Source organism: Tractidigestivibacter scatoligenes (assembly GCF_001494635.1).
GTDB classification, from domain to species: domain Bacteria; phylum Actinomycetota; class Coriobacteriia; order Coriobacteriales; family Atopobiaceae; genus Tractidigestivibacter; species Tractidigestivibacter scatoligenes.
This window is the reverse complement of sequence record NZ_LOJF01000001.1, coordinates 405,842-419,946: the sequence shown is the minus strand read 5'-3', so window position 1 is coordinate 419,946 and position 14,105 is coordinate 405,842. Positions and strand designations below refer to the sequence as shown.

At 63.3% G+C, this 14,105-nt stretch carries 12 protein-coding genes; 5 read left to right on the top strand and 7 right to left on the bottom strand.

The genetic code is table 11. The annotated features are described in order from the left end of the window. Positions 1–65: 65 nt before the first annotated feature. Positions 66–422, bottom strand: coding sequence for a hypothetical protein (locus AUL39_RS01905; protein ID WP_059053033.1), 357 nt, complete (start codon positions 420–422; stop codon positions 66–68). Positions 423–548: 126 nt separating this feature from the next. Here AUL39_RS01905 and AUL39_RS01900 point away from each other — a divergent pair, with 126 nt between their 5' ends. From AUL39_RS01900 to AUL39_RS01880, 5 genes are all read left to right on the top strand, one after another. Further along, positions 549–1,829, top strand: a complete 1,281-nt coding sequence (locus AUL39_RS01900; RefSeq protein ID WP_059053028.1) for a Y-family DNA polymerase — start codon at positions 549–551, stop codon at positions 1,827–1,829. Further along, positions 1,822–2,121, top strand: coding sequence for a hypothetical protein (locus AUL39_RS01895; RefSeq protein WP_059053026.1), 300 nt, complete (start codon positions 1,822–1,824; stop codon positions 2,119–2,121). Before AUL39_RS01900 ends, AUL39_RS01895 begins: the two co-directional genes overlap by 8 nt. A 149-nt stretch (positions 2,122–2,270) precedes the next feature. After that, positions 2,271–3,326 carry a UDP-glucose 4-epimerase GalE gene (gene galE, locus AUL39_RS01890; protein ID WP_059053024.1) on the top strand — a complete coding sequence of 352 codons (1,056 nt, stop codon included), beginning with the start codon at positions 2,271–2,273 and terminating at the stop codon, positions 3,324–3,326. A gap of 2 nt (positions 3,327–3,328) precedes the next feature. After that, on the top strand, positions 3,329–4,396 hold the full coding sequence (locus tag AUL39_RS01885; RefSeq protein WP_059053021.1) for a polyprenyl synthetase family protein: 1,068 nt from the start codon (positions 3,329–3,331) through the stop codon (positions 4,394–4,396). A gap of 44 nt (positions 4,397–4,440) precedes the next feature. After that, complete coding sequence (locus tag AUL39_RS01880) at positions 4,441–5,358, top strand: peptidoglycan-binding domain-containing protein (RefSeq protein WP_059053019.1); 918 nt, start codon at positions 4,441–4,443, stop codon at positions 5,356–5,358. A 108-nt stretch (positions 5,359–5,466) separates the two neighbouring features. Here AUL39_RS01880 and glgP read toward each other — a convergent pair whose 3' ends face one another. From glgP to AUL39_RS01850, 6 genes are all read right to left on the bottom strand, one after another. Beyond that, on the bottom strand, positions 5,467–7,728 hold the full coding sequence (gene glgP / locus AUL39_RS01875) for a glycogen/starch/alpha-glucan family phosphorylase (RefSeq protein WP_059053017.1): 2,262 nt from the start codon (positions 7,726–7,728) through the stop codon (positions 5,467–5,469). Positions 7,729–7,800: 72 nt separating this feature from the next. Further along, positions 7,801–9,309 (bottom strand): 4-alpha-glucanotransferase, encoded by a 1,509-nt coding sequence (gene malQ / locus AUL39_RS01870; protein ID WP_059053015.1) that lies wholly within the window; start codon positions 9,307–9,309, stop codon positions 7,801–7,803. Between the two features lie 131 nt (positions 9,310–9,440). Continuing rightward, on the bottom strand, positions 9,441–10,646 hold the full coding sequence (locus AUL39_RS01865; RefSeq protein WP_032110493.1) for an ABC transporter ATP-binding protein: 1,206 nt from the start codon (positions 10,644–10,646) through the stop codon (positions 9,441–9,443). 154 nt (positions 10,647–10,800) lie between these two features. Further along, the gene (locus AUL39_RS01860; RefSeq protein WP_042088917.1) at positions 10,801–11,667 is read right to left on the bottom strand and encodes a carbohydrate ABC transporter permease; all 867 of its coding nucleotides are present in this window, start codon (positions 11,665–11,667) and stop codon (positions 10,801–10,803) included. Then, the gene (locus AUL39_RS01855; protein WP_059053012.1) at positions 11,667–12,569 is read right to left on the bottom strand and encodes a carbohydrate ABC transporter permease; all 903 of its coding nucleotides are present in this window, start codon (positions 12,567–12,569) and stop codon (positions 11,667–11,669) included. Before AUL39_RS01855 ends, AUL39_RS01860 begins: the two co-directional genes overlap by 1 nt. 88 nt (positions 12,570–12,657) lie before the next feature. After that, a complete protein-coding gene (locus AUL39_RS01850; protein WP_059053010.1) occupies positions 12,658–13,998 on the bottom strand; it encodes an ABC transporter substrate-binding protein in 1,341 nt (446 codons plus the stop codon). Positions 13,999–14,105 lie beyond the last annotated feature (107 nt).

Sequence of the window (14,105 nt, the reverse complement as noted above, 5' to 3'; positions counted from 1 at the left end):
GGCGGCGCGGACGGCAGCGCGGACCGCACGACGCGGGCAACACAGGCAGCAGGTCAAGCGAGCCACTACTTCCCCGCCTCGCGCGAGCGCGTCTGGTCGTAGGCAAAGACCCACCAGCGCAGCTCCTCGGGTTGCCCCGCCGCCGGAACGGCGCTGCGTCTCTCTAGGTAGAGCTCCGTCTCGTGCCCACCAAAACGCACGTGGTAGCAGGCCTGCCGCCGCCCGCGCGTCTCGGCGCCAAACGTGCCCTCCTCCGTTACCTCATCGATTGCAAAGCTCCTCCCGTCCTTCCAGATGACCGCAACGGGCTCCAGGGAGCCGTCGCGCCCAAAGCGAGCGACGACGTCCACGTACTCGCGGTGCACACGGCGCCGCGTCCCGTCTGTGAGCGTTCGATATTCCATGGCCAGAGAATAGAACATGTGTTCCCTCTCGACAAGCGAACGAGTAGTGAATTCTCCGAGCGGAACACGCTTATTTGTGTCGCGCGGACGCCGTATAACCTTATGCGAGTTAGAACATGTGTTCCTAGATGGAATGGAGGAGCCATGGCACCAGATGCGCACGCACTCGAGAAGACCTACCTGGCAATCGACCTCAAGTCGTTTTACGCAAGTGTGGAATGCGCCGACAGGGGCCTGGATCCCTTCGCCACGGACCTTGTGGTGGCAGACCCAACGCGCAGCCCCAACACCATCTGCCTGGCCATAACCCCCGCGCTCAAGGCCAAGGGGGTCAGGAACCGCTGCCGCGTGCGCGAGATACCCCAGGGCATCCCCTACATCACTGCCATGCCCAGGATGTACCGCTACATGGAGGTCTCCGCGCAGGTGTACGCCATCTACTTGCGCTACGTGTCCAGTCAGGACGCCTGGCCGTACAGCGTGGACGAGGCCTTTCTCGATGTGACGCCCTACCAGGCGCTCTATGGCCCCAACGCACGGGCGCTCGCAAAGCGCATCATCGCCACGGTACGAGAGGAGACGGGCGTCTCGGCAACGGCGGGCATAGGCCCCAACATGTTTCTCTGCAAGGTGGCGCTCGACCTCATGGCCAAGCACGCCGCAGATGGCATAGGACAGCTGGACGAGAAGACCTTTCGCCGCGACGTGTGGTTCCACCATCCCATCACGGACATCTGGGGCATAGGGCCCGGCATTGCGCGCAGGCTCGCTCGGGCGGGCGTCTACGACCTTGCGGGCATCTGCGCCACGGACCCAACGTGGCTGCGCGGGGAGTTTGGCCGCAACGCCGAATGGCTCATTGACCACGCCTGGGGGCTCGAGCCCTGCACCATTGCGGACGCCCGCGGGTACGTGCCCATGGCGCGCTCGCTCTCCAACGGCCAGGTGCTCATGCGCGACTACGGCTTTGGCGAGGCGCGCGTGGTGCTGCGCGAGATGGCCTGGCAGAGCTGCCTGGACTTGCGGCAGCAGGCACTCGCGTGCGACACGGTGGGGCTCTACGTGGGCTACTCGGGCCAGGCCGAGCTCTTTGGGCACGGCGGCGGGCAGAGGGGCCTCGGACACCAAACGGCCGGCGAGCGAGAGGTGACGGACGCACTTCTCGCGCTCTACGACCAGACGGTTGCGCGCAACGTGCCCATACGCCGCGTGTGCCTGTGGCTGGGCGGCGTTGTCCCGGTGGCCATCGCAGCCCCCACGCTCTTCGACAACCCCGTGGCAGACGCGCGTGAGGCAAGGCTGGCCGGCGCCGTGATGCGCGCGCGACGGCGCTTTGGGCCCAACACCGTGCTTTCTGGCACGAGTCTTCTTCCCGCCGCCAATGCCCGTGAACGCAACCTGCAGATCGGGGGCCACCGTGCGTGAGGACGTGCGCCAAGAGATCGGCCGGCTACCTTTGGCATCCTCGTGGCCAGACATAGGCGAGCGCGAGCAGGAGCGCAGGGAAGCGGTGCTTAGGGGCATTGTCCAGCGCATTGTTGAGGACGGGCCGCGCCGTGCCATGGCCTCCCCCGAGCGGGGGCGCCAGTTCATCCCGTTTGCCGCCCTCCGTGGCTACGACGAGATGCTCGAGGAGGTGGAGCTCCGCGCCGCCGGCGCCGGAGGGAGCGCCTCAGCAGCCGCGGCGGAGAGAAACGCGCCTCCGGTGCAGAAATGACGCCGGGGGCGCGTTGTAGCAGCAACCACGTTGCCGGCGGGGTTCTCGGCGCCCACCAACCCCAACGCAGCGTACACATCGGCAACGTATACTGTCTTCTTGGCTTATTCGCCGCGAGGTACCTTGTCACAAGACCCGAAAGGAAACCCATGAGCGAAGCAAAAGACCCAAAGAACACCTGCGTGCTCGTCACCGGCGGCGCCGGCTTCATTGGCAGCCACACGGTGGTGGAGCTCCTTCAGGACGGCTACAAGGTAGTCATTGTCGACGACCTCTCCAACGCGTCGGAGAAGGTCATCGGCCGCATCAAGACCATCGTGGGCGACGCTGCTGCCGCCAACCTCACCTTCTACCGCGCCGACGTCAACGACCGCGAGGCCATGAACGCCGTCTTTGACGAGAACCACATCGACCGCGTGATCCACTTCGCCGGCTTCAAGGCAGTTGGCGAGTCCGTGAGCAAGCCCATCGAGTACTACACCAACAACCTGGGCAACACCCTCACGCTCGTGGACGTGATGCGCAACCACGGCTGCAAGGACATCATCTTCTCCAGCTCCGCCACGGTCTACGGCGACCCGGACAAGCTCCCCCTCACCGAGGAGAGCCCCAAGAAGCCCGCGACCAACCCCTACGGCTGGACCAAGTGGATGATCGAGCAGATCCTGACCGACCTCCACACCGCAGACCCAGAGTGGAACGTCGTGCTTCTCCGCTACTTCAACCCCATCGGCGCGCACCCATCGGGACTCATGGGCGAGGACCCCAAGGGCATTCCCAACAACCTCCTGCCCTACGTCGCGCAGGTTGCCATCGGCAAGCGCGAGTGCGTGCACGTCTTTGGCGATGACTACAACACCCCAGACGGCACCGGCGTCCGCGACTACATCCACGTCTGCGACCTTGCCACCGGCCATGCCGCGGCTCTCAACTGGATGAACGGCCGCACCGGAGTGGAGATCTTCAACCTCGGCACCGGCAAGGGCACCTCGGTCCTCGAGATCATCAAGGCCTTCTCGCGCGCCTGCGGCAAGGACCTCCCCTACCAGATCGACCCGCGCCGTCCCGGCGACGTCGACGCCAACTACGCCGACTGCTCCAAGGCCAAGCGCGAGATGGGCTGGGAGGCCAAGTACACGATCGACGACATGTGCCGCGACTCCTGGAACTGGCAGTGCAAGAACCCCAACGGCTACGAGGGCTAGCCATGGCAGCAGGCAGTGCCACAGACACGGGCAACGGGGGCAGGCTCTTCGCGGAATACCTCGCCGAGAAGCGCCCCGCCATCGAGGCGTACCTCGTCGGACACGCGCCCGCACCCCTGTCCGACGAGACGCACGCGGGCGATGACCTTTCGCGTTACCTTTACGACCCATTTGCGCGCTTCACGCGCTCGGGCGGCAAGCGCACGCGTCCCGCGCTGGTGCTGCTTGGCTGCGAGGCCGTTGGCGGAGACGCCTCGTGTGCCCTCTCGGCCGCGGCCGCAATAGAGGACTTCCAGTCCGCAGCCCTCATCCACGACGACATCGCCGACGAGGGCGAGATGCGCCGTGGGCAGCCCTGCGTGCACCGCACCGAAGGCGTTGGCGTGGCCATCAACGTTGGTGACCTCGGCATCGTTCGCACCTTCGGGGGCGTGCTCGAGGACGAATCGCTCGACGGCACAACCAAGCTGCGCGTGCTCGAGGAGATTGCGCAGATGGAGCAGCGCACCGTCGAGGGTCAGGCGCTCGACCTCGGCTGGGCGCGCGACGAGCGTTGGGACGTCACCACGGGTGACTACCTCACGATGGCCACGCACAAGACCGCGTTCTACTCCGCCGCCTCGCCGCTCTCCATTGGCGCCATCTGCGGTGGCGGAACGGACGCACAGGTGGAGGCGCTTGGCTCCTTTGGCATAGACGCAGGTCTCGCCTTCCAGCTGCAGGACGACCTCCTCAACCTCGTTGGCGACGCCGAGGCCCAGGGCAAGGACTTCCGGAGCGACATCACCGAGGGCAAGCGCACCATGATCGTGTGCTGGGCGCTCGAGCATCTTACAGGCGCCGAGAGGGACGAGCTTCTCGGCATCCTCTCGTTGCACGCAACGGACACGTTGGCGCTAGCCCGCGCGGTAGAGCTCATGGAGGGCGCGGGGGCCATCGACGCAGTGCGCAGCTACGCCCATGGCCTCGCGCGCAGCGCAAAGGCAAGCCTCAAGGGCGTCGAGCTCGCAGGAGACGCACACGCTGTTCTCGAATCTATGGCAGACTTCTTTGTGGAACGCAGGGGCTAGTCCGGATGCTGCCTCACGCCCACGATATCGAGGGGAACTAGGGTATGGAACCAATTCGCGAAGGCGCGTCGGGCGCCGCCGTGGAGGACATCCAGGAGCGCCTGGGCTCGCTGGGATACAAGATCGACGAGAAGGAAACTGCCGAGAAGACCTTTGGCCATTCGACAGCCACCGCCGTCGCGCGCTTTAGGCTCGACCACGGTCTGTCGCTGGGCGACGTCATTGATACTGCTACCTGGGCCGCATTGGTGGATGAGTGCTACCAGCTTGGTGACCGCACGCTCTACCTGCGCCTCCCAAACTTCCATGGCAACGATGTGCGCCAGCTTCAGGAGCGCCTCAACGTCCTGGGCTTCTCCTGCGGCGCGGTCGACGGCCAGTACGGCGCCCACACCGAGGCCGCGGTCAAGCAGTTCCAGGAGAGCGTTGGCCTTTTGGCAGACGGCATGGCCTTCCCCGACACCTTTGATGCCATCGACCGCCTGAAGCACGTGTGGGGCGGCAACCCCGCTGCTGGCCCACACCCGCAGGGCGGCATGGGCTTTGCCCGCGCCGCAGGCGTGCTCGAGGTCGTGAAGCTCTGCATCACCGGCGAGGACCCCATCTCGAGAAACGTAGCGGGCCGCATCTGGAACCTGGCAAGCGCCACGACAAACGCCTCAGGCCTCGAGCTTGTGGACTCCGCGGCATCCGACGCCTGCAAGGGCGCGCAGGCCGTGCTCGTGCTCTCGGCCGCTCCGCTGCCGGAAGGCAACAACACCTCTAACGTGGTGATGGATGACGTCGACACGCTGCCGCTGCGCCTGCGCACAGCCGTTGAGAGCTCGCGCGAGACCGTGCCCGTGGTGCGCATCGAGCTGCCCGTTGGCCCCAACTTCGAGGGCACCTTCACCATCAGCGACGCCCAGACCTACGCCGTGCTGCTGCTCGACGCCATCTGCGCCGCGTTCGAAGGGATGTGAGACAAAGGGAGTTTCCCCTTGTCTCATGGCGCAACTCATATAACGACGGCCCCGAAGCAACTTCGCTCCGAGGCCGTTTTTATGAGACAAAGGGAAACTCCCCTTGTCTCACAGGTGCCAGATGTCCTCGTTGTACTGACGGATGGTGCGGTCGGACGAGAAGGCACCCGCCTTCGCAATGTTCACCAGCGACTTCTTGCGCCAGGCATCGCGGTTCTCGTAGTCGGCAAGCACCTGCTCCTTCTTCTGGATGTACTCCTCAATGTCGAGAAGCGCCATGAACCAGTCCTTCCAGGCCATATCGTCGTGCAGGCGATGCAGGCGCTCAGCGTTGCCCAGCGCAAGGAAGGCGGGGTTGGCGATGAAGTCCACCAGGAGCTTCACACCGGGGCGCAGGTAGTGCGCGTGCGCATCGTAGGCGTGCTCGGCGTACAGCCGCTCGACCTCCTTGGAGGAGGTACCAAAGGTGTAGATGTTCTCGTCACCCACAAGGTCGGCAATCTCGACGTTTGCCCCGTCCAGCGTGCAGAGGGTCACGGCTCCGTTGAGCATGAACTTCATGTTCGAGGTGCCCGAGGCCTCCTTGGAGGCAAGCGAAATCTGCTCGGAGATGTCGGCGGCAGGAATCACGCGCTCGGCAGCGCTCACGTTGTAGTTCTCGATCATGACCACCTGCAGGTGCGGCGAGACAACCGGATCTGCCGCAATCCAGCGGGAGAGCAGCAGGATAAGGTGGATGATGTCCTGCGCGATGGTGTAGGCGGGAGCCGCCTTGCCGCCAAAGATGATGGTGAGCGGACGCGCGGGGATGTTGCCGTTCTTGATGTCGAGGTACTTCCAGATGATGTAGAGCGCAAGCATCTGCTGGCGCTTGTACTCGTGGATGCGCTTCACCTGCACGTCGATGATGGCGTCCTCGGGGATGCGCACGCCCTGCGTCTCCCACAGGAACTCGCGCATGCCGGCCTTGGCCTCAGACTTTGCGTCGTCCAGACGCGCGAGGACCGCATCGTCGTCCTTGAAAGCGAGAAGCCCGGAGAGGTCGCAGCTGGTGCGCCAGTCGGTGCCCAGGACGTCGTCGAGCACGCCCGAGAGCGCCGGGTTGGCGTCCATGATCCAACGGCGGAAGGTGATGCCGTTGGTCTTGTTGGAGAACTTCTCGGGATAGAGCTCGTAGAACGGGTGCAGCTCGGTGTCCTCGAGGATCTTGGTGTGCAGCGCGGCCACGCCGTTGATCGAGAAGCCGTAGTGGATAGCCATGTGGGCCATGTGCACCACGCCGTCGCGTACGATGGCCACGGCGTCGTTGCTGCCATTCTCGGCGCGCTCGAGCTCATCCAGCTTGACCACGATCTCCGCGATGCGCGGGGCAACGGTCTTCAAGCTCTCAAGCGGCCACTTCTCGAGCGCCTCGGCAAGGATGGTGTGGTTGGTGTAGGCCACCATGCGGCGCACCACCGAGACGGCCTCGTCGAACTCGAAGCCGTGAACGTCCACGAGCAGGCGCACAAGCTCGGGGATGACCATTGAGGGGTGCGTGTCGTTGATCTGCACCACGGCGTAGTCGGGCAGGTCGTGCAGGTTGGAGCCGCGCTCGACGGCCTCGTCGAGGATGAGCTGGGCCGCGTTGGAGACCATGAAGTACTCCTGGTACACACGGAGCAGGCGACCGGCGTCATCGGAGTCGTCGGGATAGAGGAAGAGCGTGAGGTTCTTGGCGAGCTCGCCCTTGTCGAAGTCGATGGAGTTGACCGGCACCAGCGAGTCGTCGACGCTCTCGAGGTCAAAGAGGCGCAGGCGGTTCTTGGTGGTGCGGCCATAGCCCAAGACGTCAATGTCGTACAGGCGCGACTTCACCGTAAAGCCGCCGAACTCGACGGTGTAGGCCTTCTCGTCCTTCACGAGCCAGTCCTGGCGGTCCAGCCAGCCATCGGGCTCCGCAGCCTGCTGTAGGTCAACAAAGCGCTGGTGGAAGAGGCCGTAGTGGTAGTTCAGGCCCACGCCGTCGCCGGGAAGTCCAAGCGTTGCGATGGAGTCCAGGAAGCACGCGGCAAGGCGGCCCAGGCCACCGTTGCCCAGGGACGGCTCGACCTCGCGCTCCTCGACGGCACCCAGGTCGTGGCCGGCGGCAGCGAGCTGCGCCTTAACGTCGTCGTACACGCCGAGCTCGATGAGGTTGTTGGTGAGCAGACGGCCAATGAGAAACTCGGCCGAGAGGTAGTACAGGCGGCGCTTGCCCTCGTTGAGGGGCATGGTCGCCGCATGCTCGCGGACGATGTCCTCAAGCATGGTGCAGATGGTGGTGTCGTCGAGCTCGGCGAGCGGACGGCCAAACTTCTCCTGGGAACGTGCCTCAAGATCGATCTTCATGCGTTGCGATACCTCCAAGTGTCGCGGTGACATGACAGAGTGGACGGTGGCCATGCGGCATCCCGCACTCCCCTATTCGGGAAGCTCGGGCTCCTTCGTGCCGGGGACCCGGTAGTAGGTGGTGGTCAGGTCAGAGAGCTCTGCCTCAACCTCGGGCGTCACGGCGTCAGGCAGCATGCGCCAGCGCCAGTTCTTCCCCACGGTCGAGGGGGTGTTGATGCGAGCGGAGTTATCCAGCCCGAGAAGATCCTGCATGCGGAAGATGCAGGTGTCGCTCACCGAGGCGGCAATGGCGCGGTTGCAGCCCTGCGCCACGGTCTCACCGGGCCCAAGGGCCAGGTAGCGCATGGTCTTCTCGCGCACGTCGGGCGTGGCGGTGTCCTTGAACCAGCCCATGGCAGTCTCGTTGTCGTGCGTGCCCACATAGGCCACGGTGTTGGCAACGTAGTGGTGCGGAAGGTCGAGGGAATCGCCCTCGGAGTCAAAGCCAAACTGCAGGATCTTCATGCCGGGGAAGCCCGTGTGCTCGCGCATGGCTATGACCTCTGGCGTCATGAAGCCTAGGTCCTCAGCAATGATGGGCAGCTCGCCCAGATGCTCGGCGACGGCATCAAAGACGTCGCTGCCGGGACCCTTGGCCCAGCGCCCAAAGCTCGAGTCAGGCGCGCCAAAAGGCACGGACCAGTAGGACTCGAAGCCGCGGAAGTGGTCGATGCGCAGGATGTCGTAGAGCTCGAGGCTAGCGCGCAGGCGCTCGACCCACCAGGCAAAGCCGTCCTCGGCCATGCCCGCCCAGTCGTAGATGGGGTTGCCCCAGTACTGACCGGTCGAGGAGAACTGGTCGGGCGGGGTACCGGCCACGCACGTGGGGTTGCCCGTGGCGTCCACGCGGAAGAGCTCCGGAGTGGCCCACATCTCCACGGAGTCGCGCGAGACGTAGATGGGGATGTCTCCAATGATAAGGACGCCGCGCTCGTTGGCGTAGTCCTTCAGGCTCTTCCAGTGACGATAGAAGAAGTACTGCGTCATCTGGTGGTAGCGCATGCGCTCGGGGTGCTTGGCGCAGAGCGCTGCGCTCGCCTTGCCGCGACTGCGGTACTGCTGCGGCCACTCGTAGTACGCCTTGAGGTCAAACTCCTCCTTGACGGTCATGAACTCGCAGTAAGGCTCGAGCCAGGAGCCATTCGCCTCGCAGAACTCCTCGAAGTCCTCGGGCGGCGCCGCCGAGAAGCTCGGGAGCGCACGCTCGAGCAGCGCCCTGTGACCGCGGAAGAGCGTGCCGTAGTCGACATTCTCTGGGTCGTCTCCAAAGGGCAAGACAACGAGGTCCTGCTCGGTGAGGTAGCCAAGGCGAACGAGATCCTGGATGTCTATGAAGTACGGATTCCCCGCAAAGGCGGAGAAGGACTGGTAGGGCGAGTCGCCAAAGCTTGTGGTGGTGAGGGGTAGCACCTGCCAGTAGCGCTGGTGGGTGCGGGCAAGGAAGTCCACGAAGTCATACGCCTCGCGACCAAAGGTGCCAATGCCCACAATACCCGGAAGCGACGAGACGGGCATGAGAACGCCGCTTGCTCTCTCCATGTTTCTCTCCTTCTCTCGTTCTGCGCTCTCGCGCAGGCCGTCATCGATGTCGCTCCCGCAAAAGGGCCCCGACCCGTCCGAGAAAGCGGGCCGGGGCCGCACCAAGCCGATGTCGCGGGAGGGAGGGAAGGCTACGGCTTGATGATGTTCTTACCGGACGCCTTGTCAAAGAAGTGGACAGCGTTCGGCTCGAACTTGAAGGAGATGGGTGCGCCATCGGCAAAGGACCTGCCCAGGGCGCCGTCGAAGTCGATGGTGGGAATGACGAGGACAAAGTCGTAGCCCTCGACGCTCGCGTGCACGTGGACCGTCGAGCCCATGAGCTCGGAGACGTCGATGGTGCCGGACATTGCGCCCGGCTCGTCCGCGTTGGCAAGCTGAATCTGCTCGGGACGCACGCCTGCGGTGACATCGAGCGAGGTGACGCCGGCTGCCTCAAGGGCCTTGCCAGTCTCGGGCGAGATGGCAATCTTGGTGTCGAGCGCGTCGAGCACGTAGCCCGAGGCGGTCTTCTCGAGGTGGCCATCGAAGAAGTTCATCTGCGGCACGCCGATGAAGCCGGCCACAAAGAGGTTGGCGGGCTCGTTGAAGACCTCCTGCGGGGTGCCAACCTGCTGCACCACGCCGTCCTTCATGATCACGATGCGGTCACCCAGGGTCATGGCCTCGGTCTGGTCGTGCGTGACGTAGACGAAGGTGGCGTTGATGCGCTTGCGGAGCTTGATGATCTCGGCGCGCATCTGGTTGCGGAGCTTGGCGTCCAGGTTGGAGAGGGGCTCGTCCATGAGGAGCACCTTGGGGTCGCGCACGATGGCGCGGCCGATGGCGACGCGCTGGCGCTGGCCGCCGGAGAGGGCCTTGGGCTTACGGTCAAGGTACTGGGTGATGCCCAGGGTCTCTGCCGCCTGGCGGACCTTCTGATCGATCTGGTCCTCGGGGACCTTGCGGAGCTTCAGCGGGAAGGCCATGTTGTCGTACACAGTCATGTGAGGATACAGGGCGTAGCTCTGGAAGACCATGGCGATGTCGCGGTCCTTGGGGGCCACCTCGTTCATGACCTTGCCGTCAATGGTGAGCTCGCCGCCGGAGATGCTCTCGAGGCCGGCAATCATGCGCAGCGTCGTGGACTTGCCGCAGCCGGAGGGGCCGACAAGGACGACAAACTCGCGGTCGGCGATGTCGAGGTTGAAGTCCTCGACGGCCACGACGCCCTCGTCGGTGACCTTGAGGTTGCTCTTCTTCTCGGGCTCGGCGGCCTTCTTGCCAAAGTGGTGCTTCTTGGTCTTCTCGATATTGGGATAGATCTTGGTGATGTGCTTAAGGCTGACTTCTGCCATGGTTCTCGGATTCCTTCCTTAGGTCGCAGCCGGGGCCCGCGTCCCCACGATAGGCTGCATGTCTTTGAGGAGGTCCCCCTCCGCGGGGCCCAGAGCGGGTCCCGCGAAGAGAGTGGGAAAGAGGGGGCGAACTCAGACGTGCCCGGTCGTTGGCCTAGCCCTTGACTGCGCCGGCAGCCACGCCCTTGATGATGTACTTCTGGCAGGAGAGGTAGAACACGATGACGGGGATGATGGCCATGAGGATGATTGCCATGGTTGCACCCAGGTCGACCGTTCCGTAGCTGCCCTTGAGGTACTGGATCTGGATGGGGATCGTGCGGTACTGGTTGATGTCCAGGACCAAGTACGGGAGGAGGTAGTCGTTCCAGACCCACATGATCTCGAGGATGCCGACGGAGATGAGCGTAGGCTTGAGCATGGGGAGCACGACCAGGAAGAAGGTGCGCACCGGGCCGCAGCCGTCGATGGCGGCAGCCTCCTCGATCTCCAGCGGGATGGACTTCACGAAGCCGACGAACATGAAGATCGCAAGGCCCGCACCAAAGCCCAGGTAGACGATGGGGATGGTCCAGGGCGTGTTGAGCTTCAGAGTGTCAGCCGTCTTGGACAGCGTGAACATGACCATCTGGAAGGGCACGACCATCGAGAAGATGCAGAGCGTGTAGATGACCTTGCAGAACTTGGAGTCCACACGGGCAATGTACCAGGCCGCCATGGAGCAGCAGACAAGGATCAGCGCGGTGGAGAGCACGGTGATGAGGGCACTGTAGCCAAACGCGCTCCAGAACGGGTAGTTGCCGAAGGTCATTCCGGTGATGAAGTTGGACCAGCCGGCAAAGCTCTCCTCGGTGGGCAGGGCAAACGTCTCGGTCTTGACGAAGGTGTTCAGCTTGAAGGAGTTGATTGCCACGCACACAACGGGCAGGACCCAGATGACGCAGATGATGGTAAAGACGATGGTCAGAATCTTCTTGTGACGCGCCTCGGATGCGAGCGTCTGTGGCTGCTGGTTTGCCATTACTGCTGCACCTCCCTCTTACGGGTGTACGAGAGTTGCGCAAGGCCCATGGCTGCCACGAGGATAAAGAATATGACCGCCTTTGCCTGGGCAACGCCACGCGATGCACCGGTACCGGAGTAGAACGTGTTATAGATGTTCAGGGCCATCATCTCGGTTGTGTTGATGGTCGAGCCATCGGCGAGCTGCTCGTACGGCAGGCCTCCCGTAAGCGCGAGGTTCTGGTCGAAGAGCTTGAAACCGTTGGTGAGCGAGAGGAACGTGCAGATGGTGATTGACGGCATGACGTTGGGGATGATCACCTTGAAGAGCGTCTGCGCCTTGGTTGCGCCGTCGATCTTGGCTGCCTCGATCATGTCCTCGGGAACGGCCTGGATGCCGGCAATGTAGATGATCATCATGTAGCCGATCTGCTGCCAGCACATGAGGATGATCAAGCCCCAGAAGCCGTACTTGGTCTCAAGGACCACCGACGTGCCGTACTGCTGCAGGATGCCGTCGAAAATCATCGACCAGATGTAGCCCAGGACGATGCCGCCGATGAGGTTAGGCGCAAAGAAGATCGTACGGAAGATGTTCGAGCCCTTGATGCCCTGCGTGAGCGCGTAAGCCACAGCAAACGCAATCACGTTGATGAGGACAAGGCAGACGATGGCAGTGAGCGCCGTGTACCAGAAGGAATGCTGGAAGGACTCGTCCGCAAAGGCGGAGGCGTAGTTGGAAAGACCCACGAACTTGGCGCTCGAAACGGTCTTGAATTTGCAGAAAGAAAGGTAGATGCCCTGGATAAACGGCCAGACGAAGCCAATGCAGAACGCAGCCGTCACGGGCAAAAGGAAGAGCCACCAAAAATGTCTGGTCGACTTTATCTGGGAGCTCTGCTTTATGGCTTTGCTTTTCATGCTTTTCCACTCCCGCGTGAGAAAAGGAACGGGGACCAGGCGCCGTAAGAACGCCCGGCCCCGTATGCCAGTCAGAGGTCAGATGAGACTAGGCGTTCTGAACCTTGTAGTTCTGAGCCCAGCCGTCGACGAACGCGGTCTTGAAGGTATCCCAGTTGGCGTCGGACTGATCCGCCGTGTAGGCGTTGAGTGCGGACACCAGGCCCTTGCGGTACTGGTCAACGTTGGGCTGGTAGTTGGTAGCCCAATCCATGGTGTAGTTTCCGGCCTTGGAGAGCTCCTCCGCCTTGTTGAGGTAGCCGTTGTCGCCCTTGGCGGCGTCGGTGTAAGGAAGGACGCCCAGCTGAGCGACCATTTCCTTGGAGGCCTCGGGGTCGGTCACCATCCAGAGCCAGAAGTCCATCGTGGCCTTCTTGTCCTCATCGGAGGCCGCGTCGTTGATGGCGAGGCGGTTCTCGGTACCGTTGTTGAGACCGGCCTTCTCCTCGCCGGACACGCCGCAGTAGTACGGAATCATCGTGGTGTTCTTCTGGGCCTTGGAGATGGTGGCGTAGTCCCAGGAGCCGGTGAAGAAGAACGCAGCCTTGCCGGAGGTGAACTCGGTCGAGGGGTCGTGACCACCAGTGGAGAGGGTCGAGGGATCCTCAGCGGAGTTGTTGATAGCAAGGTCGAAGATCTTCTTGTAGTTGGGGAGGTAGGTGCCCTTGATGGAGGCAGGGGTCTCGTCCCAGCCGCCGTCGTCCTTCTCCTCGTAGTAGTACTCAAGGTTGGCGAGGTGGCCAGTCACGCGCCACGAAGAGGAGTCGTCGAGGTCGGTCGCCGCGAAGGCGTCAAAGCCCAGGGTGGCAGCGTTCTTGTGGATGTCCTCCACGACCGCCTTCAGGGAGTCGAAGTCCTTGATGTCGTCGACGCTGTGGCCGGCCTTCTCGACCAGGTCGGCGTTCACGACGATGCCGTAGGTCTCATAGCAGAGGCCAGCGCAGACCAGGCGGCCGTCGGAGTCCTTGTAGGTGTACTCGGAGGTGGAGAGGGCCTTCTCGATGTCGGTGCCAGAGAGGTCCATGGCGCTGGAGCCCCACTCCTTGACGCCGGCGGTGGTGCCAATGTTGAAGAGGGTGGGGGCGTCGGTCTTGTCCATCTCGGACGTCAGGGTCTGCTCGTAGGTGCCGGATGCGGCGGTCTGGACCTTGACCTTGACGTTGGGGTACTTCTCCATGTAGCTCTTGGCGAGGGCCTGGGCGGTCTCGTCGAGCTCGGGCTTGAAGTTGAGCCAGTAGACGTTGCCTGAGCGGTCATCAGTGCTGGAGCTGCCGGCGTCAGACGAGCTGGAGCTGTCGCTGCTGGAGCTGCTGCCGCAGCCAGCAAGGCCAAGGACCGCCGCCGACGCCGCACCGAGCGTGATGAACTGCTTCCTCGAAATGTTCCCCATCGTGATCCTCCCGTTGCTTCCTGTTCGAACGACGCCTTCCGCCGTTCTTGCACCTGCGCGGAGCTGGTGGTCGAGGTTATTTCTCGGGCACCGCTCCGTTTCTTGCC

Coding starts and splice junctions, on each gene's coding strand:
- AUL39_RS01905 (WP_059053033.1), bottom strand. CDS start 422: ATGTTCTATTCTCTGGCCATGGAATATCGAACGCTCACAGACGGGACG.
- AUL39_RS01900 (WP_059053028.1), top strand. CDS start 549: ATGGCACCAGATGCGCACGCACTCGAGAAGACCTACCTGGCAATCGAC.
- galE (WP_059053024.1), top strand. CDS start 2,271: ATGAGCGAAGCAAAAGACCCAAAGAACACCTGCGTGCTCGTCACCGGC.
- AUL39_RS01885 (WP_059053021.1), top strand. CDS start 3,329: ATGGCAGCAGGCAGTGCCACAGACACGGGCAACGGGGGCAGGCTCTTC.
- AUL39_RS01880 (WP_059053019.1), top strand. CDS start 4,441: ATGGAACCAATTCGCGAAGGCGCGTCGGGCGCCGCCGTGGAGGACATC.
- glgP (WP_059053017.1), bottom strand. CDS start 7,728: ATGAAGATCGATCTTGAGGCACGTTCCCAGGAGAAGTTTGGCCGTCCG.
- malQ (WP_059053015.1), bottom strand. CDS start 9,309: ATGGAGAGAGCAAGCGGCGTTCTCATGCCCGTCTCGTCGCTTCCGGGT.
- AUL39_RS01865 (WP_032110493.1), bottom strand. CDS start 10,646: ATGGCAGAAGTCAGCCTTAAGCACATCACCAAGATCTATCCCAATATC.
- AUL39_RS01860 (WP_042088917.1), bottom strand. CDS start 11,667: ATGGCAAACCAGCAGCCACAGACGCTCGCATCCGAGGCGCGTCACAAG.
- AUL39_RS01855 (WP_059053012.1), bottom strand. CDS start 12,569: ATGAAAAGCAAAGCCATAAAGCAGAGCTCCCAGATAAAGTCGACCAGA.
- AUL39_RS01850 (WP_059053010.1), bottom strand. CDS start 13,998: ATGGGGAACATTTCGAGGAAGCAGTTCATCACGCTCGGTGCGGCGTCG.